This window comes from Streptomyces sp. NPDC058051, assembly GCF_042885475.1.
Taxonomy (GTDB): Bacteria; Actinomycetota; Actinomycetes; order Streptomycetales; family Streptomycetaceae; genus Streptomyces.
Genome location: NZ_JBHVRW010000016.1, coordinates 132,758 through 159,511 on the forward strand (window position 1 = coordinate 132,758; position 26,754 = coordinate 159,511).

The 26,754-nt window shown below is 70.0% G+C and carries 19 protein-coding genes; 8 read left to right on the forward strand and 11 right to left on the reverse strand.

All coding sequences use genetic code 11. The annotated features are described in order from the left end of the window. Positions 1-374 precede the first annotated feature (374 nt). The gene (locus ACFVUT_RS24320) at positions 375-1,829 is read right to left on the reverse strand and encodes a hydrolase (RefSeq protein ID WP_389659291.1); all 1,455 of its coding nucleotides are present in this window, start codon (positions 1,827-1,829) and stop codon (positions 375-377) included. 348 nt (positions 1,830-2,177) lie between these two features. Between ACFVUT_RS24320 and ACFVUT_RS24325 the strand changes: the two genes are divergently transcribed. Both ACFVUT_RS24325 and ACFVUT_RS24330 read left to right on the forward strand, forming a co-directional pair. Beyond that, on the forward strand, positions 2,178-2,978 hold the full coding sequence (locus ACFVUT_RS24325) for a hypothetical protein (RefSeq protein WP_389659294.1): 801 nt from the start codon (positions 2,178-2,180) through the stop codon (positions 2,976-2,978). Next, complete coding sequence (locus ACFVUT_RS24330) at positions 2,975-3,712, forward strand: tetratricopeptide repeat protein (protein ID WP_389659297.1); 738 nt, start codon at positions 2,975-2,977, stop codon at positions 3,710-3,712. The genes ACFVUT_RS24325 and ACFVUT_RS24330 overlap by 4 nt, the downstream gene beginning before the upstream one ends. Positions 3,713-3,907: 195 nt before the next feature. Here the strand turns inward: ACFVUT_RS24330 and ACFVUT_RS24335 are convergent, their stop codons facing one another. Further along, on the reverse strand, positions 3,908-4,171 hold the full coding sequence (locus ACFVUT_RS24335; protein ID WP_389659300.1) for a DUF397 domain-containing protein: 264 nt from the start codon (positions 4,169-4,171) through the stop codon (positions 3,908-3,910). Further along, a complete protein-coding gene (locus ACFVUT_RS24340) occupies positions 4,168-4,989 on the reverse strand; it encodes a helix-turn-helix domain-containing protein (protein ID WP_389659303.1) in 822 nt (273 codons plus the stop codon). The genes ACFVUT_RS24335 and ACFVUT_RS24340 overlap by 4 nt, the downstream gene beginning before the upstream one ends. 111 nt (positions 4,990-5,100) lie before the next feature. Here ACFVUT_RS24340 and ACFVUT_RS24345 point away from each other — a divergent pair, with 111 nt between their 5' ends. The 6 genes from ACFVUT_RS24345 to ACFVUT_RS24370 all read left to right on the forward strand — a co-directional run bounded on the left by ACFVUT_RS24345 (position 5,101) and on the right by ACFVUT_RS24370 (position 15,871). Then, positions 5,101-5,586: an ATP-binding protein gene (locus ACFVUT_RS24345; RefSeq protein ID WP_389659306.1), complete on the forward strand. Its 486-nt coding sequence runs from the start codon at positions 5,101-5,103 to the stop codon at positions 5,584-5,586. A gap of 26 nt (positions 5,587-5,612) precedes the next feature. Further along, positions 5,613-7,097 (forward strand): ATP-binding protein, encoded by a 1,485-nt coding sequence (locus ACFVUT_RS24350; protein WP_389659309.1) that lies wholly within the window; start codon positions 5,613-5,615, stop codon positions 7,095-7,097. A gap of 180 nt (positions 7,098-7,277) precedes the next feature. Continuing rightward, on the forward strand, positions 7,278-11,171 hold the full coding sequence (locus ACFVUT_RS24355; RefSeq protein ID WP_389659312.1) for an endo-alpha-N-acetylgalactosaminidase family protein: 3,894 nt from the start codon (positions 7,278-7,280) through the stop codon (positions 11,169-11,171). A 93-nt stretch (positions 11,172-11,264) separates the two neighbouring features. Beyond that, positions 11,265-13,619, forward strand: coding sequence for a polysaccharide lyase 8 family protein (locus ACFVUT_RS24360; RefSeq protein WP_389659315.1), 2,355 nt, complete (start codon positions 11,265-11,267; stop codon positions 13,617-13,619). A 403-nt stretch (positions 13,620-14,022) separates the two neighbouring features. Beyond that, entirely contained in the window at positions 14,023-15,606 is a 1,584-nt protein-coding gene (locus ACFVUT_RS24365) for an acyl-CoA carboxylase subunit beta (protein ID WP_389659318.1), read from the forward strand. A 64-nt stretch (positions 15,607-15,670) separates the two neighbouring features. Beyond that, entirely contained in the window at positions 15,671-15,871 is a 201-nt protein-coding gene (locus tag ACFVUT_RS24370; protein WP_389659321.1) for an acyl-CoA carboxylase subunit epsilon, read from the forward strand. A 93-nt stretch (positions 15,872-15,964) separates the two neighbouring features. On the opposite strand, the gene ACFVUT_RS24375 is transcribed toward ACFVUT_RS24370, so the two are convergent. The 8 genes from ACFVUT_RS24375 to ACFVUT_RS24410 all read right to left on the reverse strand — a co-directional run bounded on the left by ACFVUT_RS24375 (position 15,965) and on the right by ACFVUT_RS24410 (position 26,498). Beyond that, complete coding sequence (locus ACFVUT_RS24375; RefSeq protein WP_014048542.1) at positions 15,965-16,546, reverse strand: ATP/GTP-binding protein; 582 nt, start codon at positions 16,544-16,546, stop codon at positions 15,965-15,967. After that, entirely contained in the window at positions 16,527-17,141 is a 615-nt protein-coding gene (locus tag ACFVUT_RS24380; RefSeq protein ID WP_389659324.1) for a DUF742 domain-containing protein, read from the reverse strand. Before ACFVUT_RS24380 ends, ACFVUT_RS24375 begins: the two co-directional genes overlap by 20 nt. A gap of 89 nt (positions 17,142-17,230) precedes the next feature. After that, positions 17,231-17,644, reverse strand: a complete 414-nt coding sequence (locus tag ACFVUT_RS24385) for a roadblock/LC7 domain-containing protein (RefSeq protein ID WP_124272100.1) — start codon at positions 17,642-17,644, stop codon at positions 17,231-17,233. Between the two features lie 10 nt (positions 17,645-17,654). Beyond that, positions 17,655-20,870, reverse strand: a complete 3,216-nt coding sequence (locus ACFVUT_RS24390; protein WP_389659327.1) for a nitrate- and nitrite sensing domain-containing protein — start codon at positions 20,868-20,870, stop codon at positions 17,655-17,657. A gap of 346 nt (positions 20,871-21,216) precedes the next feature. Beyond that, entirely contained in the window at positions 21,217-21,798 is a 582-nt protein-coding gene (locus ACFVUT_RS24395) for an ATP/GTP-binding protein (protein WP_389659330.1), read from the reverse strand. Beyond that, on the reverse strand, positions 21,779-22,186 hold the full coding sequence (locus ACFVUT_RS24400) for a DUF742 domain-containing protein (protein WP_003966010.1): 408 nt from the start codon (positions 22,184-22,186) through the stop codon (positions 21,779-21,781). The genes ACFVUT_RS24395 and ACFVUT_RS24400 overlap by 20 nt, the downstream gene beginning before the upstream one ends. 133 nt (positions 22,187-22,319) lie before the next feature. Continuing rightward, the gene (locus ACFVUT_RS24405) at positions 22,320-22,742 is read right to left on the reverse strand and encodes a roadblock/LC7 domain-containing protein (RefSeq protein ID WP_014048545.1); all 423 of its coding nucleotides are present in this window, start codon (positions 22,740-22,742) and stop codon (positions 22,320-22,322) included. After that, on the reverse strand, positions 22,743-26,498 hold the full coding sequence (locus ACFVUT_RS24410) for a nitrate- and nitrite sensing domain-containing protein (RefSeq protein WP_389659333.1): 3,756 nt from the start codon (positions 26,496-26,498) through the stop codon (positions 22,743-22,745). Between the last annotated feature and the right edge of the window lie 256 nt (positions 26,499-26,754).

Genomic DNA, 26,754 nt, shown 5'->3' on the forward strand with positions numbered 1-26,754 from the left:
CGGGGGAGTGGAGCGACGGGGCGTCCGCGGTGCGCCCCACTCTCGTGACGGCCGGAGCGGGCGTCAAGACGTGTGGCTGAGAGCGCTCTCAAAAACCTGGGTTCTTCACAACTCGACGCAGCGAAGCGGCATGTGTGTGCTTGATAGGGGCGAAAACCGGGCCGTATCCATCAGGAACTGACCACTGACCACGGCGCGTTCTGTCTCGACGTGGACAAGCGGCTCGACCTGCTGCCTGTGACCGTTCCCGGCTCGTCGGGCCCTGGGCGCCTCCGCATCGTGGAGAGGGGGCCGGCCCCCTCTCCACGACATCTGCGCCCGGCCGGATCAGTCCCCGGCGCGGGCGGGGACCACCAGGAGGAACGACTGCTGGATCAGCTCACGGTGACCGCTGTGTCGTCGATGACGAACGACGTCTGGAGCTTGGATCCCTCGGTTCCGGTGAACTTCACGGTGACCGTCTGCCCGGCGTAGCTGTCGAGGCTGAAGGTGCGCACGGTGTATCCGGAGGCCGCGTTGAGGTTCGAGTAGGTGGCGAGGGTGCCGAGGACGGTCCCGGAGCTGTTGAGGACCTGGACCTTGAGGGTGTCGTACGCGGTGGTGCCGGTCTCCGCGGTGTCGATGTGCAGAGCGAAGCTCAGGGTCGCGGCGCAGCCGGACGGGAGGGTGACGGACTGGGCGAGCGTGTTGGTGTTGGCGGAGCCGTACCCGTTGAGCCACGCGTAGTACGAGCCGGTGCGGGGGGACTCGTCGGAGGCGTTGGTGATGACTCCGCTGGTGGCGCTCCAGGAGGTGGCACCGGACTCGAAGCCGCCGTTGGCGAGCAGTTGGGCGGCGGTGCAGGGCTCCGTACCGCCACCACCGCCTCCCCCGCCGTCGCCGGTCGCGCCGGAGAGCCATTCGGTGGCGTTGAGGGCGAGCGCCGCGTTGGTGGCGCTGGAGTCGTTCCAGCCGTCGTAGAGGGTGTTGCCCGACTGGCCGGTGCCGTCGTCGATGGGTGAGCTGTCGCCCCAGAAGGCGACGCGGCCGCTGCCGAAGGTACTGGTCGCGAAGAAGGCGCCGGTGTTGCCGGAGTAGCCGGTGCGGTAGAGCAGCCCCTTGACGGCGGGGTTGTCGGCCGGCTTGAGCGTCGCGGTGGTGCCTGAGGCGATGAGGCTCTTGGTGACGGTGCCGAAGGAGCCGTGCAGGACCGGGTCGGTGCTGTCACTGATGGCCGTCGGATGGTCGGAGCCGATGTTCAGTGTGTCGACCGAGAAGCCGAACGGGTCGGTGGAGTCGACGCTGTTGTTCGACATCAGGTCGTTGAAGATCTTGACCGCGTCGTAGCCGTCGTTGTTGCGGTCCGCTCCGGTGTGGTCGGAGACCATGAACAGGCCGCCGCCGTTCTTGACGAAGTTCATGATGGCCGTCTTCTCGGCCGTGGTGAACAGCGTGTTGGGTTCGGGGAGGACCAGGGTGTCGAAGTTCGACAGATCGGTCGCCGTCGAGCCGCCGTAGGCGAGCGCGGATCCCGACGGCAGCGTCTTGAGGCTGTAGTCGCCGGTCTTCTGGAGGGCGACTCCCCACGAGGACAGCGCGCCGGTCCAGTCCGTCTCGGCGGACGGGGTGGAGTCCTGGCCCAGCGGGTCGGGCTGGCTGGTGGAGATGATCCAGTCCGCGTTCCCGGCCGTCTCGGCATGGGCGTTGTCGAACAGGACGCGGTGCGGGGTGGCTGCCGCGGCGGCCGGTGCGGTGGGGGTGGTGTCCGCCGCGGCGGCGGCTCCCGTGGCCAGCAGTCCGAAGGCGGCGAGTGCGGCGGTGAGTCCGCCCGCTCTTCTGTGTCCAAGCATCCTGCATACCTCCGAGGGGGAGTGGGGAGAGAGGCGGTGCGGTTGCCAATTCTGCGCGCGTAGAACGCTGGTGAGATTTCTCCTGCGCAGTGAGCTGCTGAACAGTACATGACACGTCTGTCAGCCGAACAGGGCCCGAGATCGGGCTGTGTACGTGGGGGTCTCTCCTGGGCGGCCTCCAACAGGGGCTCGAAGACCCCGGCGTCCCGCCCTTGCCGGAAGTGGTTGTGGAGCTCGACCTGTTGTGCACCTGTGCGGCGGGAGCCGTTCCTGCCACCCTGGAAGCCAGGGGATACCGCTTCCCGGCCGGCCCTGACCGACCGGGTGGGAGCGGGAGGGGGGCAACTGATGACAGGCTTTCTGACGGACTTACCGACCTTCTGGGCCTTCGCGGTCGTCTGGGCCGGCGCTTTCACGACCTTCATGGCGTACTCGTTGGTCCGTCTCCGCTACGTGCTCCGGCGCGACCGGCGGGCCATCGGACGCTTCTTCGAAACGGGTGCCGCCATGCCCGTTCTCGCCATGTACCACCTTGAGGGAGAGCGGGCGGCGACACAGGCCGGGATCCTGCTGCTGGCCCCCAGGCACCGGCCCTCCCGCGGCCGACGCCGGAAGGTGCGGGAAACACGACCGGAATCGCACCCCCTGCTGGCGGAGCTCCAAACGGCCGTTCACGACGCCGGAGGGCGCGGCACTGTGGAGGAGGTGATGGCATCACCCCGCTTCCTGACCTTCAGGGCCCGGCTGCGGCAGGCAGCGCGGCGCGACCTCCCCTCACGTCGGACGCGCAACGTGCCCGGCGAGAGGGAAGCGTGGGTGGCGGTGTTCGCTCTGTTCGCCGTCCTCGTCTACGGCATGGGGTTCTACGTCCGTCAGCCGGGCGCGAGCGGGTTCTGGTTCTTGATCGCCCTGGCCGCGCATGTGCCGGCGGCGGTCTGGCTGGTGATGGCGGACCAGAGGACGGGACAGCGGCAGTGGCCCGAGTTCGAGGCGCTGTGCGAACGCTGCGTCGTCGAGGCGCAGGTCCGCGTCCGCAGACCGGAGCGAGCTGCCGGTACGGACGCTGCCCGTACCTCCGGCTGGGCCAACGACGGCGGTGTCGGCGCATGCGGTGGCGGCTGCGGTGGCGGCTGCGGCGGTGGGATATGAGCCGGCCGCGGCGGACCCTCGGTACCTGGCGGGCCGGCCGGCGCTTCCGGAACTGGAAGCAGCCGACGTCGCGGACCTGGCCGGACGTGCACAAGGATGTCGCCCACCTCACCCGGAAGTTGGGCCGCTGGCACCCCGATACGCTCCTCGCCCACGCACTAGTGTCCATGTGGCTCGGCAGCGAAGGCCGACACGCCGACGTCCTGAGACTGGCCGAGGCGGAAGTGGCCGACAGGACAGCGGAGTTCGGGGCCGACGACTCCGGAACCCTGAGGTCGCGCCGTTCGCTCACCTCCGCCCTCCGCGGGGTCGGTGACCTGGACGGAGCCGTCGCCGAGGCGCGGGCCGTCGTGGAGGACTCCGTCCGGGTGCTGGGCCCCGACCACGCCGATACCCATTACTCCCGGGCGAACCTCGCCCAGTACCTCGCCGAGAACGGGGAACCGGCCGAAGGAGTACGCCTGCTGCGCGCCCTGCACGCGGAGTCCCGGGCCTTCGGCTCGAAGCGGCAGGGAGAGACCCGTTCCATCCGCCACCACCTGGTCCAGGCGCTGGAGATCAAGGGCGATTTCCAGGAGGCCCTTGACCTGTTGGACGAGGAGATCGCCGACGAGGCGGGGACGATCTACGGCGTCGACGAGTTTCTTGGCGACTACAGGAGGGAGGATGTGCGGGAGTGGCGCAGGCGTCTCGTCGCCAAGGTGGCCTCTGGGCAGCGTGGCGTCGGTTGCTGACCCGACGCCGCCTGTCGCCCCGGCCAACCTCCTCCGAATCAAACAGAACGGTGTGCCGACCAAGGCTCCTGACCTGTGCAGGAGCCTCCCGAGCCGGTGGCCGCCCGATGACCACCACGCTCTTGCGTGCGAGGAGGCGGCCCCTGACGAGCGACAATCATCGCCCTCAACGGCTCGGGCGAAGAGCGCCGGTCCTCAGACGGTGGCGTCGAGGAAGGCGGCCCAGGCGGCGGGCGGGACGGTGAGGACGGGGCCGTCGGTGACCTTGGAGTCGCGGATGTGGACGGCGGCGGGGTGCGCGGAGACCTCGACGCAGTTGCCACCTTGGTCCGTGCTGTAGCTGGACTTGCGCCAGTCGTAGGCGACTTCGAGGCAGTTGCCGCCTTCGCTGCCGCTGTAGCTGGACTTGAACCAGGCGAGGGTGGCGGAGGGGGGAGCCGGGTGTGCCGCGCGGATCATGTCTCTCCAAGCAGGTCGTCCAATAGGCGCATGCTCCGCTCGGGTGAGAGCGCCTGAGAACGCAGCATCCCATATTTCTGCTGGAGGACGCTGACCTCGTCGAGGTCGTCGATCAAGAAGCTGATGCGCTGTCCTTCGATGTAGGCCAGCTGATCGTGATCGGGGGTCTCCAGCAGCACCATCGGACCATCGAGCGCGGCATGAGTCTCGCGGTCGGTCGGCATGATTTGCAGGCCCAGAAATGGGAGTTGGGCGCAGCGCCTCAAGTGTCGGAGCTGCTCGCGGAGCACATGTCGGCCCCCGATGGGTCGATGGAGGATGCTCTCCTCCAGCAGGAAATTGGCCATCGGCCTTGGTTTGCGCTCGAAGACCTTCTGGCGATCGAGTCGCACCGCGACCCGTTCTTCGATCTCCTCTTCTTCCAGTGGCGGATAAAGGGAAACGAAGACCGCACGTGCGTACTCCGGGGTTTGCAACTGTCCCGGTACGACCTGGTTCTCGTACGACAGCAGCGTCAGCACCTCCTGCTCGTACTCCACGAAGTCCTGCACGAACGCCGGAAACCGCTCCTTCTGCGGCACCTTCGACACCGCGACCTGCAACACGCCCTTTGTGTCGAGCAGTTCGTCCAGCAGTGCCGCGAAATCCGCCTGGAGCGGCCTGCGCCCCTGCTCGATCGACGCGATCGTGTCCTCGCCCACGCGGCACCGTTCGGCCAGGGCCGCCTGTGTCATCCCAGCCGCTCTGCGGAATGTGGCCAGTTGGGCGCCGATCAGGTGCCAGGACGTGATCCGCTTGTTCTTCTTCGCCGAGTGCATGAGCTGCCTCTCCCCGCTACGAAACCCGGATGACCCGTCAGGAGCCGTACAACCGTGTTGTACGGCTCGACGCACTGATCAACGGTAGTGACGTTGTGTGACCTTGGTGAGGTGAACGACCCAACTCAACTCCCCCACTTCCGCGAGGCGTTCCACCGCAGGGAACGCCGATCAGTGCCCCTCGTACGGCAGTTCGTGCGCCGGGCGCTCGTCGACTGGGCGTGCGACGCCCGCGCCGACGACGTGTTGCTCTGCGTGAGCGAACTCGTCACCAATGCCGTGCTGCACGGCGTCCCTCCCGGCCGCGGCTTCCGCATTCACCTCTACCTGGAACCGGCCGACGGCGTCCTGCGGATCGAGGTCCACGACAGCGGCGACGGGGAGGTGCGCCCTGCCGATGCGGGCGCGGCGCCCGACGCCGAGGGCGGGCGCGGACTGCTGCTGGTGGCGGCGCTCGCCGACAGGTGGGGGGTGGGGGAGCGGAACCCGGGCAAGGTGGTGTGGTGCGAGTTCGCGGTGCGGATCGGGTCGGCCCCGTTTCCCGAGCCGGAGCGAATCGTTAACGGAAACGTACTTCTGGGAAGTGTGATTCCGTAAAGCTGCGCTAAAGGTGGTTGCTCCTCATGGCCGGAAAGCCCCGCAATCTCGCCAAGCCGCCCGACATGTTCGACCGCGACTGGGAGTGGAGCGAGCTCACCGCATTCGCGGCCGACCCCGGCCCTGAGGCGACCCTCGGCGTGGTGTCGGGGCGGCGGCGGCAGGGAAAGTCGTTTCTCCTCGACTCGCTCGCCCGAGCCGCCGGTGGCTTCTACTTCTGTGCCTACGAGGCCACGGAGGCGGAGTCACTGCGCCGGTTCGGCGAGGAGCTGGGCCAGTACACGGGTGCTGCCGGGCCGCTGCGTTTCGACCGGTGGGAGCAGTGCGTCGACGCACTGCTCGCGCTGGGGCGGGAGAAGCCGGTGCCGGTGGTGATCGACGAGTTTCCCTACCTCGCCCGCGCCACCCCGTCCCTCCCCTCCGTCGTTCAGGTCGCCTACGGTCCGCGCCGCCCCGAGCGGCTGGAGTCCCGCACCAGGCTTCTGCTGTGCGGCAGTTCGCTCGCCTTCATGGGAGGACTGCTCGGCGGCACCTCGCCGCTCCGGGGAAGGGCGAGCCTCGAACTCATCGTCCAGCCGCTCGACTTCCGGCAGGCAGCCGGCTTCTGGGGCATCGACGATCCTCGCCTCGCGCTCCTCGTGCACAGCGTGGTGGGCGGCACCCCCGCCTATCGTCGCGAGTTCGTGCGCGACGACGTCCCGGCCGGGCTCGATGACTTCGACTCCTGGGTGTGCCGCACCGCTCTGTCACCGCGTTCGCCTCTCTACCGGGAGGCCCGGTACCTGCTGGCCGACGAATCCGATCTGCGGGACCGGGCGCTCTACCACTCCGTGCTTGCCGCGCTGGCCTCGGGCAACGCTACGGCGGGCGGGATCGCGGGTTGTCTGGGGCGGCCGGCGGGGGACATCACGCATCCGCTCACGGTGCTCCAGGACTGCGGTCTCGTACGCCGCGAAGTGGATGCCTTTCGCAAGAACCGCAGTGTGTACCGCATCGGTGAGCCGCTGATCGCGTTCGACCACGTCGTCTCCCGGACCAAGCTGGCCCTGCTCGACCGGGGTCTTGCGGAGCAGGTCTGGGAAAGCTCCCGCGCCCGGTTCCTGTCAGCGGTGGTCGGGCCGCACTTCGAGCAGATCTGCCGGGAATGGGTAGCGCACTTCGCGGCCCCGGAGACCTTCGGCGGCATGCCGATCGAGGTCTCGTACGGAACGGTCGCCGATCCGGCGGCACGTACCGGGCACGAGGTCGACGTGGTCGTACGCGGGGCCGTCGGACAGGACAACGGGGTGCTGCTCTCCCTGGGGGAGGCCAAGTGGGACCAGGTCATGGGGGAGAGGCACCTGGAACGCCTGCGGCACATCGAGCAACTGCTCGCGGGACGCGGGGTCGACACCTCGGCCGTACGGCTCGCCTGTTACAGCGGCGCCGGGTTCACCGACGACCTGCGGCGCGCACAGGCCAGGGGCGAGGTCCTCCTCGTGGATCTGCGGCGGCTGTACGCCGCCGAGTGACGGTCCGCGGACACCGCGAACCGCGCCCAAGGGATACGAGGCGTGAAGAGGCGTGAAAAGGCGTCAGCAGACGTGTCCGCACCGTCCACTTGGACTTAAGCGACGCGGTTGTTGGACTGGAGCGGCCCTGGAGCCCGCGCTTCGTTGACGCTGTCCTGTCACGAGGACTACGCAGGGCGCATGTCGCGAAGATTCACTTCGGCGGGCGCTGTCGCCGCCGCCTCAGCCGCCGTCATGGCGCTGGTGGGGACCGCGCTCCCCGCCACCGCCGCCGCTTCCTCCTCCACCGCCGCTTCCTCCACCGCCGTGGCCGAGTCGGCGGCCGTGCCCGCGGATGCCACCGTCATCCGGTCCGCGCAGCTCTCGGTCGCCGTCGCCGACGACTTCCCGCGCGTCCTGGCGTACACCGACAGGGCCAGTGGCAGCCGGTTGCTCGGCAGCACGCAGCCGGTCACGTCCGTCACCCTCAACGGCACCGCGCACCCCGTGGAACTCAAGGGCGCCCCCCGCGTCACCGCATCGACCGTCCGCTACACGCTGACCTTCACCGACCTGCCCGGCATCGAGATCGACGCCTCGCTCTCCGTCTCCGGCCGCGCCACCACCTTCAGGGTGACGGCCGTCCGTGACACCGAGGCGTTCCGCGTCGGCACCCTCGACATACCCGGCCACGACCTGGTGTCCGTGGGCTCCACGGACACCGGCGGTGCCACCGCCTTCACCCGGCTGGACAACGACTCGACGAAGACCGCCGACGTCTTCGCCGCGGTCACCCCGGACACCGCCGCCGACCCGGCGCCGGTCGGTGCCTCGTACGCCCTCGTCAACACCGGCTCGCTCGCCGCCGCCGTCGAGTCCAACTCCTCGTACGACAAGCCCTCCGGCGCCACCGGCGGCGACGACGCCCGGTTCTGGCACCAGGCCCGCAAGGCCGGTGACGGCAGCGTCCGGGTCGGCGTCTGGTCCGGGCAGTGGACCTACCGCGGCGAGGGCGCGCCGCAGCCGGAGAGCGGGGACGGCCTCCCCTGGGCGAAGGTCGTCGTCACCCCCGACGCCAACGGCGACAGCAAGGTCGACTGGCAGGACGGGGCCGTCGCCTTCCGCTCCATCGGCATCACGGCGCCCGGCAGCGAGGACACCCCGGACCGGGTCATCACCCACATCCCGTTCAACTTCGCCAGCCAGGCCACCCACCCCTTCCTGCGCACGCTGGACGACGTCAAGCGGATCTCGCTGTCGACCGACGGGCTCGGGCAGCTCGCCCTGCTCAAGGGGTACGCCTCCGAGGGGCACGACTCCGCCCACCCCGACTACGGCGGCGACTACAACAAGCGCGCCGGCGGGCTGAAGGACCTCAACGAACTCCTCAAGGACGGCAAGAAGTGGGGGGCCACCTTCGGCGTCCACGTCAACGCCACCGAGGCGTACCCGGAGGCCAAGGCGTTCGACGAGCAGCTCGTCGACAAGTCCGAGCCCGGCTGGAACTGGCTCGGCCAGAGCTACTACATCGACCAGCGCCGCGACATCAACAGCGGCGACCTGGCCCGGCGCTTCCAGCAGTTGCGCGACGAGACGGACCGCAATCTGAGCTTCCTCTACATCGACGTCTACTACACGCACGGCTGGATCGCCGACAAGACCCTCCAGGCCGTGCAGAAGCAGGGCTGGAACGTCGGCAGCGAGTGGTCCGACAAGTTCGAGCGCGGCACACTCTGGTCGCACTGGGCCAACGACCTCGACTACGGCGGCGCCACCAACAAGGGACTCAACTCGAAGATCATCCGCTTCATCCGCAACGGTGAGCGGGACACCTGGAACAACGACCCCGTACTCGGCCAGACCGCCATCTCCGAGTTCGAGGGCTGGACGGGCGAGACGGACTGGAACGCCTTCTACGACAACGTCTGGCAGCGCGACCTGCCCGCCAAATACCTCCAGCAGCAGGAGATCACCCGCTGGGAGGGCAACGACATCACCTTCACCGGCGATGTCCGCGGCACGGTCGAGGACGGCAGGCGCACCTACTACGACCACGGCCGCAAGGTCCTCAGCGGCACCGACTACCTGCTGCCGTGGGACGGCGGGAAGAAGCTGTACCACTACAGCGAGTCCGGCGGTACGAGCACCTGGGCCGTGCCGTCGAACGGCACGTACACCGTCTACGAACTCACCGACAACGGCCGGGTCGAGGCCGGCACGGCCAAGCCCGTCAACGGAAGGATCACGCTGACGGCCGAGGCCGGACAGCCGTACGTCCTCTACCCGAACCACGCGCCCAAGGCCGCCGACCCCCGATGGGGCAAGGGCACCCCGGTCGACGACCCCGGCTTCAACGACCAGGGGCTCGACGCCTGGTCGACGACCGGAACCGTCGCCCGTGACACCGACGGCCAGGGCCGCAACAGCGCCCGGCTCTCCGGTACCGGCACGGCCGCACTCGCGCAGAACATCTCCGGCCTCACGCCCGGCAAGCGCTACAGCGCCTCCGCGCTCATCGAGGTCCAGCCCGGAAGGACCCGGCACACGACCCTCTCGATCGGCGGGAAGTCCGTCGCCGTGGACCGCTCCACCGCCCGGGACCAGGTCGCCGCGTCCGACTGGCACGGCACGTACTTCCAGCGTGCCAAGGTGAACTTCACCGCCCCCGCCGACGGCCGCGCCACGCTCCGCGTCGAAGCCGCCGAGGGCAGCACGGCGAGCGTCCGGGCCGATGACGTACGCATCGTCGCGAGTGCCCCGGCGACCAGACAGAACACCGTCGTGTACGAGGACTTCGAGGACGTCGACCAGGGCTGGGGCCCCTTCCTCAAGGGCGACGCGGGCGGCTCCACCGACCCCCGGACCGTCATCTCCCAGCTGCACACCCCGTACACCCAGGCCGGCTGGAACGGAAAGCTGATCGACGACGTCATCGGCGGCACGGAATCCCTCAAGGCCCACGAGGAGAACACCGGACTCGTCTACCGCACCGCCCCCTGGACCGTGCCGATGACCGACGGCCACCGGTACGAGGTCGCGTACGACTACCAGTCCAGCCACGCCGGCGCCTACGAATGGGTCGACGGCTACGACCGGATCACCGCCGACGGCAAGCCCGACTCCGTCGAGACGCGGGCCACCCCCCTCGGACAGCAGCGCACCACCGGCCACTTCACCGAGACCGTCACCGCGGGCTGCGGCGACACCTGGACCGGACTGCGCAAGCGCGGCGACGCGCCCGACGGAGCCGACTTCGTCCTCGACGCCTTCACCGTGACCGACCTCGGCCCGGCCCCCGCCTCCGAGCAGGCCGCCTGCGGCACGCTCACCGTCGACCCGGTCGCCGAGACCCTGGAACCCGGCACGGCCAACACGGTGAAGGCGAGCTTCACCAACTACGAGGCCACCGCGGCGACCGGTGTCGCGCTGAGCCTCACCGTCCCCGAGGGCTGGCAGGCGGAGCCCGTGGGCGCCGTCACCTTCGACTCGGTCGCCTCCGGTGCCAAGGCCACCGGGAGCTGGCGGGTCACCCCGCCGCTGGACGCCGAGTACCGGACGTACAGCCTGAGTTCGCAGGCGTCGTACACGGCCGGCGGCGCCCGGCGCACGCTCGGCGCGCAGACCTCCGTACGGACCCTGCCGCCACCGCCCACCACGGACAGCTGGGCCAGTGACCTCGACTGGACGTCCGCCGAGAACGGCTGGGGCCCCGTCGAGCGTGACCTCTCCAACGGCGAGCAGGGCAGCGGCGACGGCACCCCGCTGACGATCGGCGGCACCGTCTACGCCAAGGGCCTCGGCAGCCACGCCCCGGCGAGGATCCGCTACTACCTGGGCGGGAAGTGCACCTCCTTCACCGCCGAGGTGGGCGTGGACGACGCGCAGACCTCGCGCGGCAGCGTGCAGTTCGGCGTCACGGCCGACGGCACCGAGAAGGTGAAGTCCCCGGTGCTGAAGGCGGCCGACAGCGCCTGGTCGCTCACGGCGGACATCACCGGCGCCACCTACGTCGAACTGATCGTCGGTGACGGCGGCGACGGCAACGGGAACGACCACGCGGACTGGGGCGACGCACGCTTCCACTGCGGCGGTTGAGACAGCAGGATGCGGGGCGGGTGTTCCTGGTGAGCACCCGTCCCGCTCCGCGCACGTGATGGCACCACCCCGCCCGACGAACTGGAGCCGTACATGCCGAACCCGCCCGTATGGTCACGGCGCACCCTGCTCGCCCTGTCGACCGCCACCGCCCTGACGGTCTCGCTCCCCGGAGCCGCGACGGCTGCGACGCCCGCGGTGACCGCAGAGGCCGACGCCTTCGACACCCTCCGCCTGCGCTGGACCGAGATCGCGCTCGGCACCGGCTTCGACGCGACTGCCGAACCGTATGCCTCCCGCCTCGCCGAGACCGGCACGCTCGCGCGGGGGCTGTGGGCCACGATGAGCCCGGCCGACGGGTCGCTGTGGCCCGGCATCACGTACGACCCGCCGTCCGGTATCACCCAGAGCTACAGCCGCCTGTGGACGATGACCCAGGCGTACGCCCAGCCGGGCACCGGATCGACCGGCGACGCGGCCCTGCTCGCCGACATCGTCCGCGGCTACGACCACCTGGCCGCTACGGCCTACCACGCCTCCGTCACCCCGTACGGCAACTGGTGGGAGTGGCAGATCGGCAGCCCGCGCCTCCTCATGGACATCAGCGGCGTCCTGTACGAGCCGCTGGGCGCGGCCCGCGTCGAGGCCGCCTGCGCCGCCGTCGACCACTTCATCCCCGACACGGTGCTCCAGGACTACAGCGGCACCTCCACCGGCGCCAACCGCGTCGACCTGTGCCGCTCCGTCGCCCTGCGCGGCGTCCTCGGCCGGGCACCCGCGAAGATCGCCCTGGCCAGGGACGCGCTGTCACCCGTCTTCCCCTACGTCACCGAGGGCGACGGCCTGTACGCGGACGGCTCGTTCATCCAGCACACCACCGTCGCCTACTCCGGCACCTACGGTCAGGTCATGCTCGACGGCCTCGGACGCCTCTTCGCGCTGCTCGCCGGATCGGCCTGGGAGGTCACCGACCCGAACCGGCAGATCATCCTGGACAGCGTCGAGCACGCCTACGCGCCGCTGATCCACAACGGCCTGGTCATGGACAGCGTCAACGGCCGGGCCATCAGCCGCGGCTACCTGAAGAACGACGATCTGCAGGTGATGCGCGGCGACCACTTCCACGGGCAGGGCATCATCGCCGGAATCGCCCTGCTCGCCGCGGGCGCCTCGGCGGCCGAACGCGACCGGTGGCACGGACTGATCAAGGGCTGGATCGCCCGCGACCGGACCAGCCCGATCCTCACCGCCCGGCAGTTCGGCATCGCGGACCTGGCCCGGCTGCACGCGGCCTCGGCCGCCGACGTGCCGGCCGCGCCCGAACGCGTGGGCCACCACCTCTTCAGCGGGATGGCCCGCGCCGTCCACCGCCGTCCGGACTGGGCCGCGGGCATCTCCATGGCCTCGGAGCGGATCGCGCACTACGAGTGCGGCAACGGCGAGAACCCGCGCGGCTGGCACACCGGCGCCGGAATGCTCTACTGGTGGCCGGGCGAGAAGGAGAACGACCAGTACACCGACTGGTTCTGGCCGACCGTCGACTTCTACCGACTGCCCGGAACGACCGTGTCCACGAAGCGGCTCGCCGACCGGGCGGGTGGCGAATGGGGCGCCCCGAAGCCCTCGGTGACGTGGGTCGGCGGTGCCACGGACGGCGAGTTCGCCGCGGTGGGCCAGCACCTCAAGGGTCTCGGCTCGACCCTGGAGGCCCGGACATCGTGGTTCTGCGTCGACGACACCGTCATCTGCCTCGGCGCCGGCATCACCAGCACCGACCAGGTCCCCGTCGAGACGATCGTCGACAACCGCATGCTCGGTGAGGCGGGCACGGACCTCCTCACGGTCGACGGCCGCACCGAACCCCGCTGGGCCCACCTCGCCGGTCACGGCGGCTGGGTCTTCCCCGGCGGCACCGGCCTGCGCACCCTGCGCGAGGACCGCACCGGCGCCTGGTCCGACATCAACACCACCAGCTCCACCGAGCGCCGGACCCGCCGCTACCAGACACTCTGGCTCGACCACGGCACCGATCCGGTCGACGCCGCGTACGTCTATCTGCTGATGCCCGGCGCCTCCCGCCGCACCGTCGCCGCCCGCGCGGCCGACCCGCACTGGCTGACCGTGCTCGCGAACACCGCCACCGCGCAGGCGGTCACCGTGCGCCCGCTCGGGCTGACCGCCGCCAACTTCTGGCAGCCGGGTGCGGCCGGTCCGCTCTCCGCCACGGCCGCGGCGAGCGTCCTCGTACGGGAGGGCCGGCGCTCCGCCACCGTGTGCGTCAGCGGACCCGACCGGAGCGGTGCGCCGGTCGACCTGGTCTGGGAGCGGCCGGTACGGGAGGTCCTCTCCGCGGACCCGGGGATCGAGGTGCGCGCCACCGGCCGGCGGCTGGTACTGAGGGCCGCGCCGGGAACGGAGGGACGCACCCTGCGGTGTGAGGTCCGGTAGCCGCCGGGGCAGGCCCACGGGGCGCGGGCGCAGGATATCCTCACGGAAATCCACCGTGCGCCCCGCTCCGCCGCGCACCCCTGATCCGCCTTCCGCTCCGCCGCGCGCCCCGCTCCGGGACCGGAGCGAAAGGGGCCCGGGAGCGGTCCGGCAGCGGTCCGGGAGCGGTCCGGGCGCCGTTCCCGGGGGCGAGAACCCCCAACCGGACCACACCGCGAGGCTGACACGTGTGTGTGGCGGATCACCGTGAGTCTTTGTCGAAACCGAACAAAATCTGACCCGTATGGGCTGGTACTTCGGCTGCATGCGTCCATGGTTCTGTCAGGCTCCACCAGGAAACCGGGCAGGAGACTGTACGGAGTCGACGGCAGGGTTTTCTTGCCCGGCTTCGTAGGGTCGGTACATGACCGTTGTGGACGAGACCCAGGGCGAGCCGAGTGACACCCGTGGGCGTGTGGCCGAACTGCTGGCACTGCGCGAGCAGGCCCGGCGCGGACCGAGTGACCGCGCGACCGAGGCGCAGCACGCCAAGGGCAAGCTGACGGCGCGTGAGCGCATCGAGCTGCTGCTCGACCCCGGTTCGTTCAAGGAGGTCGAACAGCTTCGCCGGCACCGGGCGACCGGCTTCGGCCTGGAGCAGAAGAAGCCGTACACCGACGGTGTCATCACCGGCTGGGGCACGGTCGACGGCCGCACGGTCTTCGTCTACGCCCACGACTTCCGGATCTTCGGCGGCGCGCTGGGCGAGGCCCACGCGACCAAGATCCACAAGATCATGGACATGGCCATCTCGGCCGGCGCCCCGCTGGTCTCGCTGAACGACGGAGCGGGCGCCCGTATCCAGGAGGGCGTCAGCGCGCTCGCCGGGTACGGCGGCATCTTCCAGCGCAATACCCGGGCCTCCGGTGTCATCCCGCAGATCAGCGTGATGCTGGGCCCGTGTGCGGGCGGCGCGGCCTACTCCCCGGCCCTGACCGACTTCGTGTTCATGGTCCGTGAGACCTCCCAGATGTTCATCACCGGACCGGACGTCGTCAAGGCGGTCACCGGTGAGGAGATCACCCAGAACGGCCTCGGCGGCGCCGACGTGCACGCCGAGACCTCGGGCGTCGCGCACTTCGCGTACGACGACGAGGAGACCTGCATCGCCGAGGTCCGCTACCTGATCGGCATGCTGCCGTCCAACAACCGGGAGAACCCGCCCACCGTGGCGAGCGACGACCCGGCCGACCGGCGCGGCGACGTCCTGCTGGACCTGGTGCCGGCCGACGGCAACCGCCCGTACGACATGCACAAGGTCATCGAGGAGCTCGTCGACGACGGCGACTTCCTGGAGATCCACGAGCGCTGGGCCCGCAACATCGTCTGCGCCCTGGCCCGTCTCGACGGCCAGGTCGTCGGCATCGTGGCCAACCAGCCGCAGTCCCTCGCCGGGGTCCTGGACATCGAGGCGTCGGAGAAGGCGGCCCGGTTCGTCCAGATGTGTGATGCGTTCAACATCCCCATCGTCACTCTTTTGGACGTACCCGGCTTCCTTCCCGGGGTGGACCAGGAGCACGGTGGAATCATCCGGCACGGTGCGAAGCTGCTCTACGCGTACTGCAACGCCACGGTGCCGAGGATCTCGCTGATCCTGCGCAAGGCCTACGGCGGTGCGTACATCGTGATGGACAGCCAGTCCATCGGTGCGGATCTGACGTACGCCTGGCCGACCAACGAGATCGCGGTGATGGGCGCCGAGGGTGCCGCCAACGTCATCTTCCGTCGGCAGATCGCCGACGCCGAGGACCCGGAGGCCATGCGGACGCGCATGGTCAAGGAGTACAAGGCCGAACTGATGCACCCGTACTACGCCGCCGAGCGCGGCCTGGTCGACGACGTCATCGACCCTGCCGAGACCCGCGAGGTGCTGATCGCCTCGCTCGCCATGCTCCGGTCCAAGCACGCCGACCTGCCGTCCCGCAAGCACGGCAACCCCCCGCAGTAGTCCGCGGCCCCTCAGTGACCCTGCCGAGCCCGCGAAGACCTGCCGAGAGACGGAGAAACCACCCATGAGCACTGCCGCCGAGTCCGTGCTGCGTGTGGAGAAGGGTCTTGCCGACCCCGAGGAGCTGGCCGCCATCACCGCGGTCCTGCTCGCCCGCGCCGCCGCCCAGCCCGCAGCGACCCCCGCACACCGCCGCAGCACCGCCGGATGGCGCCGCCTGGAGCGCACCCCGGGCTTCCGGGCCCCGCACTCCTGGCAGGGCTGAGTCTCTCCGCCCGGTCGAAGGCCGCACACGCGCGGGCCCCGCACTCCCGAGGAGTGCGGGGCCCGCGCATGTGATGGCCGGGAACGGCGCGTCCTACCGCAGGCGTGCCATCAGAGCGTGCTCCACGAGCGTGATCAGCGCGCTCTTGGCATCCGCCCGATGGCGCGCGTCCGTCGTCAGAATCGGGGTGTCGGGTCCGATCTGGAGGGCTTCGCGGACTTCGTCGGGAGTGTAGGGCTGGTGTCCGTCGAAGCCGTTGAGCGCGATGACGAAGGGGAGCCCGCTGTTCTCGAAGTAGTCGACGGCGGGGAAGCAGTCGGCGAGGCGGCGGGTGTCGACGAGGACGACGGCGCCGATGGCGCCGCGGACCAGGTCGTCCCACATGAACCAGAAGCGGTCCTGTCCGGGGGTACCGAAGAGGTACAGGATCAGGTCCTGGTCCAGGGTGATGCGGCCGAAGTCCATCGCCACCGTCGTGGTGGTCTTGTCCCCGGTGTGCGTCAGGTCGTCGATGCCCGCGGAAGCGGACGTCATCACGGCTTCGGTGCGCAGCGGATTGATCTCCGAAACGGCACCGACGAACGTGGTCTTACCCACGCCGAAGCCCCCTGCCACCACGATCTTCGCGGAGGTAGTGGAGCGGGCTGCTCCGCCGCTAGAGCTTGCGAAGTCCACTGAGCACCCTTTCGAGCAGTGTCACATCTGGCTGACCGCCGGCGGACTCGTCGCCGCCGGGCTGATGGATAGCGACGAGTCCGGCCTCTGCCAGGTCGGCTACGAGGATCCGGGCAACGCCGAGCGGGATCGAGAGCAGCGCCGAAATCTCGGCGACCGACTTGATCTCGAAGCACAACCGACAGATCCGCTGGTGCTCGGGCAACTGCCCTTGCAGCCGGGACGGATCGGCTGTGGTACTGACCAACGCCTCAATGGCGAGTTGGTAGCGCGGGCGGGTCCGGCCGCCGGTCATGGCGTACGGACGCACCAGCGGATTGTGTGCGGCCGGTGCGGGCGGCTCGGGGGCCTGCCGCGGTGGTACGGGCTGGATGCGGGGCGGCTGGGGCGCGTCGTAGCGGTGCGACCGCTGCGGAGCCCACCCGGGGTTCTGCCCGGGGCCCTGAGGCGGCTGCGGAGGCTGCGTGAAGGGCTGATGCGGCTGCTGCGCGCCCTGCCTGGTGGGCGCGGAGGGGAAGTTGAAGCGATTGTCTCCGTGCTCACCCGGAACGTTCTGGCCACCGTCGTACCGATGTCCGCCTGGGGGTGTTGTCACGATTCCTCCTCCGCCTACCGGTCCCGATCCCAGTGGGGCCGCGCCACCGCACCTTATGGCCCAGTGGCGCGAAACGCACCGTCTGTCTACTAGTTAAGAAGACTTCCCTGAAGTTCGGCCCGGAGGTCCGGGGTCAGGACGCTGCCCGCGCGGTCGACAAGAAGGGCCATTTCGTACCCGACCAGGCCGATATCGGCGTCCGGATGCGAAAGAACGGCCAGTGACGATCCGTCGGAGATGGACATGATGAAGAGGAATCCGCGCTCCATCTCCACAACTGTCTGATTCACGGCACCGCCCTCGAAGATCCGCGAGGCGCCCGCGGTCAGCGAGGTCAGTCCGGAGGCCACGGCCGCCAGTTGGTCCGCGCGGTCGCGCGGAAATCCTTCCGACATGGCGAGCAGGAGTCCGTCGGCGGAGACCACCACCGTGTGCGACACCCCAGGGGTGTTGTCCACGAAGTTGGTGATCAACCAGTTCAGATTCTGCGCCGCCTGGCTCATCGGGCTCACACTAACGCTCCTGGTTGTAGGTATTACTTGTGTCCGAACCCGCGTTACGTCCCCGCAGTACACCACGCCGCAGGTTGCTCAACCTGCCGCGGACGTCCTCGGGGGCGCGGGAGACCTGGGGGCCGTCCTGCAGGGTCTGCTCCGCCGTGCCCTCGACCAGATTGGCCTTGGGCACCCGCCGGGGGAGCCCGGACGTGGTGACCCCACCCGCCTTCGGCTCCCGGAGCTTCTCGGCCCGGTCCCAGCGCTCGTCGTTCGCCGAGCGCCAGCCGTCGGAGTCGTTCCCGTCCTCCTGCGCGGGCGACTGCTGCTGCGGCAGTTCCTCCTCCTGCTGCGGCGGCTGCGCCTGCGCGGCGGCGGACCGGTTGTTACGGCCGGTGGGCTGCCAGTGCTGCTGACCGCCCCGGCGCGGGAGGCCGGCATCGGTCAGCTCGTGGCCGGAGTTCGGGGTGGGCCCCGGACGGTGGAAGCCTACGCGTTCCCGCGGCTCGGCGGGGCTGCTCCGGGCAGATTCCGCTTCGACCTCCGCGGGCGGCTCGTAAGTGCCCTGGTAGTCGCTCTGATTCACCCACTCGCCCTGGTGGGGCTGGGGAGTGAACGGTTCCTCATAGGGCGGCTGCGGGATCCCACCGGACGTGTACCCAGCTTCCGCATAGCCGCCCTGACGGGCGATGTCGGGCTGCTCGGCAAAGCCCGCGTCACCGCGGTAGGGGGCATGACCGCCCTCGTACGGAGCCTGCCCGTACTGCTCCTGCGGCAGGCCCTGCTGCGGCTGCTGGGCATAGCCGTTGTCCGCGTAGCCGTTCTCCGCGTATCCGTTGTCCGGGTACGCGTTCCCGGCGGCCTGGTCTCCGGCGTACCGCTCCTGCTCGAACTGCGGACGCTCGCCGGTCTGCGCCTCCAGGGCGGCCCGGCGCTCCTCCCGCATCAGCGAGCGGCCCACCGGGTCGAGCTGCGTGGCGTCCACCGACGGCTGCTCGTAGCGCGAGTCGTCGAAGCCGAGTTCCGCCGCGGTGCGCATCGGGGCCTGGTGCGCCGGCGGTTCGAAGGTCTGCTGCTGCGGAATGATCGAGGAGACCGTGAAGTCGTCCTGCGCGGAGGCCGGTTCGCCACCGCCGCCATGGGTGATGGCGTCCGGCAGCATGACCAGCGAGGTCGTGCCGGCCTGCTCGCCCGAGGGGCGCAGCTGGACCCGGATGCCGTGCCGGTCGGCGAGGCGGCCGACCACGAACAGGCCCATGCGCTGGGACACCGCGGCGTCCACCGTCGGCGGGTTGGCCAGCTTGTAGTTGATGTCGGCGAAGTCCTCGGCGGTGAGACCGATGCCCTTGTCGTGGATCTCGATCATCACGCGGCTGTCGGGCAGCCGGGTCGCCAGGACCCGCACCTTGGTCTGCGGCGAGGAGAACGTGGTGGCGTTCTCCAGCAGCTCGGCCAGCAGATGCACGAGGTCGGTGACGGACTGGCCGTGGATCTCGGTCTCCGGCACCCCGGACAGCTCGACGCGCTCGTACGACTCGACCTCGGAGGACGCGGCCCGCAGCACGTCGACCAGCGGCACCGGCTGGTTCCAGCGGCGGCCCGGCTCCTCGCCGGAGAGGACGAGAAGGTTCTCGCCGTTGCGGCGCATCCGGGTCGCCAGGTGGTCCAGCCGGAACAGGTTCTCCAGCTGGTCCGGGTCGGCCTCGTTGTTCTCCAGGTCGGTGATGAGGGTCAGCTGGCCCTCGATCAGCGACTGGTTGCGACGTGACAGGTTGGTGAAGATCGCGTTGACGTTGCCCCGCAGCATGGCCTGCTCGGCCGCGAGCCGGACCGCCTCGCGGTGCACCTGGTCGAAGGCGCGGGCGACCTCGCCGATCTCGTCACTGCTGTGGATCGGGATCGGCTGGACGCGGGTGTCGACCCGGCCCGGATCGGCCCGGGAGAGCTGGTCGACCAGCATCGGAAGCCGCTGCTCGGCGATCTGGAAGGCGGCGGTGCGCAGCCGGCGCATGGAACGGCTCATCTGCCGGGCCATCAGCCCGGCCACGAAGAAGGCTGCCAGCAGCGCGACGATCACGACGCCGGCGTTGATGAAGGCGTCCTTCTTGGCGCCGGACGAGATGTCCGCGGCCTCGGTCACGGCCTTGTCGACGAGTTCGTCCTCGACCGTGGTGTAGCCGTCGAACTTCTCGGTGGCGGCAGCCATCCAGGTGTCGGGCGTGATGCCCTTCTCGGCCAGCTTCTGCGGCGACGCGCCCTGCCCGATCTGCTGGGCCATGCCGTCGAAGACCGAGCCGTCGATGCTGGGCGGGGAGACGAACGGCTTTCCCGCCGCGTCCGCCTCCTCCTTGGCGGCCTTCAGCTTCTCCTCGCCCTCGGCCGACTTGGCGGCCATGACCTGCTCCAGCCGGGCGGCGTCGGCCTCCGTGCCACCGGAGATGAACTCACCGAGCGCGATCTGCTCCAGATAGTTGTACGAGCCGAAGGCCTTGACCTGGGCGTCGAACGTGACGTCCTCCTGGCTCGGACGCACCAGCAGATGCATGCCGATGGAGCGCTGAAGCGATTCTGCAGCCTTGGCGAGCTCCAGTGCGTACACCGTGCGGCCGTAGCTGGTGATGTTGCCGGTGCCCAGTCCCAGCTCGTTGCAGAACTCCATCAGCGAGTGCTGGACCTTGACGTAGCCCTCTTCCGTCTTCACCGGGTCCATGGCCGCGGTGAAGGCGGCCTTGCGCAGCTCGGGGAGCTTGGGTTCCTCCAGCCGGAACAGCTGAAGACGTCGCTTCAGGCCCTCCTTCTGCGGCATGCCCTTCACGGCCGTGTCGAACTTCGCCGCTGCCGCGTCGGTGGCGGCCCGGACCTGACCGACGACGGCGTCGTCACGCTTGTTCGAGAGCAGCGGCTGGGCGGAGAGGTCGCGCTCGTTGAGCAGTGCCTGACCGTACACGGAGGCCGCGCGTACGATCAGCGCGGTCTTCTCGGCGTCCTGGGCCTCCCGCCAGGTGTCGATCGACCCCTTCACCTGGAAGCCGCCCATGACCAGCCCGACCAGCACCGGGATGAGGAGAATCGCGTTCAGTCGGGTGGGCACCCGCCAGTTGCGTGGGGACAACCGGCTGCTGCTTCCGGAGCTCACCGCCTCGGACGCATCGGCACGCGACCCCGCGGCGCGCGGCGGCGGGGTGAAGTTGCCCCGCTCACGCTGGGCCGCGGAGCCCTCGTTGCTTCGCCTCACTCGACCAACAACCTCTCGGCGTCGGCACCTACGTCGTGCCGTTTTCGTTCAGGGCCGTACTACTGGGGAGTTCATCGAATTCCAGCACGGGGACCGGCCGCCTTCCAAACAGTCGGAATCAGCCATTCCGAGTGGTCCAGGCCTCAGATAAAACGGGCATAAAGAGCGAGCCCCGTCAAAAGGCGGGGCTCGTGTGAGCGCAGCGATACCGATTGAACGCATCGGGTGTTGAACGCCGAACAATTCTCTGTCGAAACGTTATGAACACGGGGGCGGATCGTGTCAAAGGACACAGGCCGCCCCCGTCCGGCTACGTTAACTGCCGTATATAAACACAGAATTGTGCCTACTTCAGCCGGGCCATCAGCGCGTGCTCCACGAGGGTGATGAGACCGCTCTTGGCATCCGCGCGGTGGCGCGCGTCCGTCGTGATGATCGGGGTGTCGGGTCCGATCTGGAGGGCTTCGCGGACTTCGTCGGGGGTGTAGGGCTGGTGTCCGTCGAAGCCGTTGAGCGCGATGACGAAGGGGAGCCCGCTGTTCTCGAAGTAGTCGACGGCGGGGAAGCAGTCGGCGAGGCGGCGGGTGTCGACGAGGACGACGGCGCCGATGGCGCCGCGGACCAGGTCGTCCCACATGAACCAGAAGCGGTCCTGTCCGGGGGTACCGAAGAGGTACAGGATCAGGTCCTGGTCCAGGGTGATGCGGCCGAAGTCCATCGCCACCGTCGTGGTGGTCTTGTCCCCGGTGTGCGTCAGGTCGTCGATGCCCGCGGAAGCGGACGTCATCACGGCTTCGGTGCGCAGCGGATTGATCTCCGAAACGGCACCGACGAACGTGGTCTTACCCACGCCGAAGCCCCCTGCCACCACGATCTTCGCCGAGGTGGTGGCCCGGGGCGCACCGCCGCTAGAGCTTGCGAAGTCCACTGAGCACCCTTTCCAGCAGCGTCACGTCCGGCGCGCCGCCGGCCTCTCCATTGCCCGGCTGGTGAATGGCCACCATGCCGGCTTCCGCCAGGTCCGCGACAAGAATCCGGGCCACGCCGAGCGGCATCGACAGCAGCGCCGAGACCTCGGCCACCGACTTGACCTCACGACAGAGGTGGCAGATCCGCTGGTGCTCGGGGAGCAGCGTCCCCAGGTGCGCGGGGTCGGCCGTGGTGGACACCAGCGCCTCGATGGCGAGCTGGTAGCGGGGCCGGGTCCGGCCGCCGGTCATGGCATACGGACGGACCAGCGGCTGGTCGCCTTCACCGTCGTACGACGCGTGGTGCAGTGCGCCGTACGGATCGGGTGAGGCGGGTGGCGGGGTCATGAATCCTCCGGGCGTGACAGCAGGGTGTCGGCTTGCCGTCTGAAGGGTCCGGTAGGAGGCTCCGGACGGTTGGACGGGCGAGGGTTGAGGGCGTTACCTGGGGCTATCGAGTCTGTCATCGATCCACAGCCGCCTAGTGGAGCAGGCTGCCTTGGAGTTCGGCGCGGAGATCCGGGGTCAGGACGGTGCCGGCTCGGTCGACCAGGAGGGCCATCTCGTACCCGACCAGGCCGATGTCGGCCTCCGGGTGGGCGAGCACGGCCAGCGAGGAGCCGTCCGAGATGGACATCAGGAAGAGGAAGCCGCGCTCCATCTCGACCACGGTCTGACTGACGGCGCCGCCCTCGAAGATCCGGGAGGCGCCCGCGGTCAGCGAGGTCAGTCCGGAGGCGACGGCTGCCAGTTGGTCCGCGCGGTCGCGCGGGAATCCTTCGGACATGGCCAGCAGCAGTCCGTCGGCGGAGACCACCACCGTGTGCGACACCCCGGGGGTGTTGTCCACGAAGTTGGTGATCAACCAGTTCAGATTCTGCGCGGCCTGACTCATCGGGCTCAACTAACGCTCCTGCTGGTGAGTGGGGCCGAGGGGAAAACTTCCGGTCGACTGGCCATTGTTGGCCTGCCGTCCCTGCTGGATGCCCCGGCGGAGATTGGTCAGCCGCCCGCGCACATCATCGGGCGCACGCGACACCTGAGGACCGGACTGGTGGTTCTGCTGCTGGGCGGTGCCCGGCACCAGATTGGCGCGAGGTACCCGGCGAGGCAGTCCGGAGGTGGTGACTCCGCCTGCCGCGGGCTTCTTGACCCGCTCCGCCTGTCGGACGAGTTCATCGTTCGGCGAGGGGCGCCAGGGGCTTGTGGTGGCACCCGTGTCGCCTCCGTCGCGCTGCGGCGCGTCGGGAGCGGGCTGCTCCGGCGCCGACCGCTGGGGGAGGCCGGGAACCTGCGGCCCGGCGGGCGGCTGCTGACCGCCCTGCTGCGGGCTGTGGAACCAGTTCGTCTCCAGGGTGTCGTACAGCGGCGTACGACCGTCCCCGGGACCGCTCGCCGGAGGCAGCGCCTCGGGCTGCGGCTGCGGCGGCAGGACCGGACGGTACGGTGCCTCACCGCCGTGCGCGGCGGGCGGACGCAAGGCACCGAAGTCCTCGCTGTCCAGGCCGCGCTGACGCGGTGCCGCCAGGCCCTGGTCCTGCGCCTGGGCGGCCTGTGGCTGTCCGAAGTCGGGGCGCGCGAACTGCGTGGTGCTCGCCGGGTCCTGCGGGGAGTGGGCCTGCGGGGCAGGAGCCGAGAAGTCCGGGCGGGCGAACTCGGAGGTGGAGCCAGGGCCCTGACGGTCGTCCAGCGGAGACCGCGGGGCGAGCGGCGGGCCGCCGGGCCGCTGGAACAGGCTGCCGGAATCGGGCTCCTCGTGACCGCGCGGGGCGTCCAGCGGAGTGTGGCGCGGCGCGGACGGATCCTCGGTGCCCCAGCTGGTCGACTGCGGGCGCTGAGGCTGCGGATTTCCACCGGGCAGCTCGGCACGCGGACCGCCGACCGGGGGCAGCTGACGGCCGGGTTCCGCCGGGCCGCCGGGCCGCTGGAAGACGCCCTGGTCGGCCGGGTCCTGCCAGGTCTGCTGCGGCTGCGGAGCCTGCCACGGAACCGGGCCGTTCGACGCTCCCTGACGACCGTCGAAGTCCTGGCGGCTGTCGAAGTCCTGCCGTCCCTGGTCCTGGCGGTTGTGGCTGAACAGGTCGGTCTCGTTCGCCTCCGCGCGGCCCGGCGCATCGCCCTGGCCGCGGGCGCCGAGCCGGGGGCCGTTGCCGAAGGCACCGGCGAGGCCACCGCCCTGGCGCTGCGGCGGCTCCTGGCGCGCGGGGTCCTGCGGACCGGTGTGGGACAGCCCGGCGGACTGGAAGCCGGCGTTCTGCTGACCCGGCTGGTTCTGCGAGTGGCGGGGGCCGCCGTCACGCGAGGGCAGCGCGGCACGCGGGCCGGAGCCCGCACCGACCTGGCCGCGCGCTCCGCCCTGACCCGCCGGGAGCCGGCCGCCCGGGGCCGACGGGGCGGAGCCGAGACCGGGGCGGGAACCCTGGCCCGCGCCCGGACCGCCGGCACCGCCGAGCAGGCCACCGGGGGCGGAGGGCTGCTGCCCCTGCCCCGGCTTGGGGGCCGGCTGCCGGCCGCCGTGCGCGACATCGACGGGCAGCATGACCAGCGCGGTCGTACCACCGGAGTCGGAGGGCCGCAGCTGGATCCGGATGCCGTGACGCAGGGACAGCCGGCCGACCACGAACAGACCCATGCGGCGGGAGACCGAGACGTCCACGGTGGGCGGCGACGCGAGCCGCTCGTTGATCGCCGCGAGGTCCTCGGGGGAGAGGCCGATGCCGGTGTCGTGGATCTCGACCAGTACCCGCCCGTCCGGCAGCGCGTGACCGGTGACCCGGACCTTCGTCTGCGGCGAGGAGAACGACGTGGCGTTCTCCAGCAGCTCGGCGAGCAGGTGCACGAGGTCGTTGACGACGCGGCCCGCGACCTCGGTGGCGGGCACCGCGGCCAGTTCGATGCGCTCGTACTGCTCCACCTCGGAGGCCGCGGCACGGAGCACGTCGACCAGCGGGACGGGACGCGTCCACCGGCGGCCCGGCTCCTCGCCCGCGAGGACGAGAAGGTTCTCGCCGTTACGGCGCATGCGGGTCGCGAGGTGGTCGAGCTTGAAGAGGGACGACAGCTGGTCCGGGTCGGCCTCGCGCGACTCCAGCTCGGAGATGAGCGAGAGCTGACGCTGGATGAGACCCTGGCTGCGGCGCGAGAGGTTGGTGAACATCGCGTTGACGTTGCCCCGCAGAAGGGCCTGCTCGGCGGCCAGCCGGACCGCCTCGCGGTGCACGTCGTCGAAGGCCGCGGCCACCTGGCCGATCTCGTCCCGGGAGTGCACACCGACCGACTCGACCGAGGTGTCGACGTCCTGGGGGTCGGCCTCGGAGAGCTGCTTGACGAGCTCGGGCAGCCGGTCCTGAGCGACGCGCGTAGCGGTGTCCTGGAGCCGCCGCAGCGAGCGGATCATCGACCGGGCGACGACGAAGGCGCCGACCAGCGAGACACCGAGCACCAGCAGGATGAGCGCACCGCTGATGATCGCTTCGCGCTTCGACTCGTCGCGGAGCTCGCGGGCCTTGCCCTCCATGTCGCTGAGGAGGGTCTCCTCGATGGTCTTCATCGCCTGGATCTTGGTGGAGCTCTGGTCGTACCAGTCCAGGTAGGAACGCCGCGTCATGCCGTCCATGCCCGTGGGGCTGTCCAGCACCTTCTTCGCGTAGGTCTCGGAGGCGTTGATCTCCGGGTTGCCCTCCTCCAGCGTGGCGACCAGCTCTTCGGCGTTGTTGCCGGTCGCCGCGTAGACCGCCTTGAAGGAGCGGAGCGCGGAGTCCTCCTTGCGCAGCGCGGTGCGGCCGAACTGCCGGTCGTTCGGGTCGAGGTGGGGCGCCTTGTCATTGCCGCCGGGCAGCGCCGCGGCGATGATCGCGCGCTGGACCGAGGCGTACTCCTTGGCGGAGGAGAAGGCCGCCAGTGCCCGGGTCCGCTTGATCATCTCCGAGTTGCTGGTCGCCTGCGCCATGTCCTGCGAGAGGCTCAGCAGCGAGGTGATCAGCTGGCTGTACTGGTCGACGGTCTGGAGGCTCGGGGTGTTCTTGGCATAGGCCGTCTTGCGGATCTCGCGGATCGACGTCAGCTGGCTGGCGATCTGCTGGACGCTGGAGTAGATGCCTTCGAGCGCCTCGTCACCGGAGGGGTCGCCGATCGCGTCCGTCGCTTCGAAGAACGCCGTCTTCGCCCGGTCGGTCTTCTTGCGGGGCTCGGTGACCTTGAAGTCGTCGGCCTTCACCCCGTTGGCCAGCGGACCGGCCGAGCGGTCGCGCTCCTCCTGGAGCGCCTGGGCGAGCGTGGTCGCCTGCTTGGTCATCTTCGTCAGCAACTGCATGTGATCCAGCTGCTGGATGTCGTTCATCGAGTCATTGATCCGCAGACCGCCCAGCGTGGTCGCGGCGACCACGGGAAGGGCGAGCAGGGAGACCAGACGCGTACTGATCCGCCAGTTGCGAAGAGCCACGCGCGAGCCCGTGCTGACGGAGCCCCGGGGCTTGAGCGAAGGGCTCGGATCGGTGCCGCCGCTCGTCGTGGCGCCGGAGGTCCGGTCGCGGTCACCGCTGTCGCCGGCCGCGGCCGGTCCGGGGTTCTGGGCGTGCTGGGGCGAGGAACCGCGGTCGGTCCCACCGTGCGGCTCTTGTTCCGCCGCAGCGCTGCCATCCCTCTTGAAACGTCCCTGCACTAGCGTCGCAACCTCTGGACCAGGCGTCCCTCCGCACGAGGCGGGTGGGACGGTGTCGGCGTCGTGGGGCGTCGTGTCCGCCCCCTGGATGGTCTTGAGTGACCGGCGTTCCTCCCCTTCCCGCCGCCACTCGGCGCTGGCTTGCGCCCCTGCGCGCCGGTTTGAAACCCGCGGCGGTGCGTGGAATTCCAGCACAGTGCCGGATCTCCAACAAGGGCCCCCCGCCGGGCCACGATCCCGATGACAGGTTGTGACG

What these genes read in the sequence shown, in the direction of transcription:
- ACFVUT_RS24320 (WP_389659291.1), bottom strand. Translation starts at nt 1,829, where the DNA reads ATGCTTGGACACAGAAGAGCGGGCGGACTCACCGCCGCACTCGCCGCC.
- ACFVUT_RS24325 (WP_389659294.1), top strand. Translation starts at nt 2,178, where the DNA reads ATGACAGGCTTTCTGACGGACTTACCGACCTTCTGGGCCTTCGCGGTC.
- ACFVUT_RS24330 (WP_389659297.1), top strand. Translation starts at nt 2,975, where the DNA reads ATGAGCCGGCCGCGGCGGACCCTCGGTACCTGGCGGGCCGGCCGGCGC.
- ACFVUT_RS24335 (WP_389659300.1), bottom strand. Translation starts at nt 4,171, where the DNA reads ATGATCCGCGCGGCACACCCGGCTCCCCCCTCCGCCACCCTCGCCTGG.
- ACFVUT_RS24340 (WP_389659303.1), bottom strand. Translation starts at nt 4,989, where the DNA reads ATGCACTCGGCGAAGAAGAACAAGCGGATCACGTCCTGGCACCTGATC.
- ACFVUT_RS24350 (WP_389659309.1), top strand. Translation starts at nt 5,613, where the DNA reads ATGGCCGGAAAGCCCCGCAATCTCGCCAAGCCGCCCGACATGTTCGAC.
- ACFVUT_RS24355 (WP_389659312.1), top strand. Translation starts at nt 7,278, where the DNA reads ATGTCGCGAAGATTCACTTCGGCGGGCGCTGTCGCCGCCGCCTCAGCC.
- ACFVUT_RS24360 (WP_389659315.1), top strand. Translation starts at nt 11,265, where the DNA reads ATGCCGAACCCGCCCGTATGGTCACGGCGCACCCTGCTCGCCCTGTCG.
- ACFVUT_RS24365 (WP_389659318.1), top strand. Translation starts at nt 14,023, where the DNA reads ATGACCGTTGTGGACGAGACCCAGGGCGAGCCGAGTGACACCCGTGGG.
- ACFVUT_RS24370 (WP_389659321.1), top strand. Translation starts at nt 15,671, where the DNA reads ATGAGCACTGCCGCCGAGTCCGTGCTGCGTGTGGAGAAGGGTCTTGCC.
- ACFVUT_RS24385 (WP_124272100.1), bottom strand. Translation starts at nt 17,644, where the DNA reads ATGAGCCAGGCGGCGCAGAATCTGAACTGGTTGATCACCAACTTCGTG.
- ACFVUT_RS24400 (WP_003966010.1), bottom strand. Translation starts at nt 22,186, where the DNA reads ATGACCCCGCCACCCGCCTCACCCGATCCGTACGGCGCACTGCACCAC.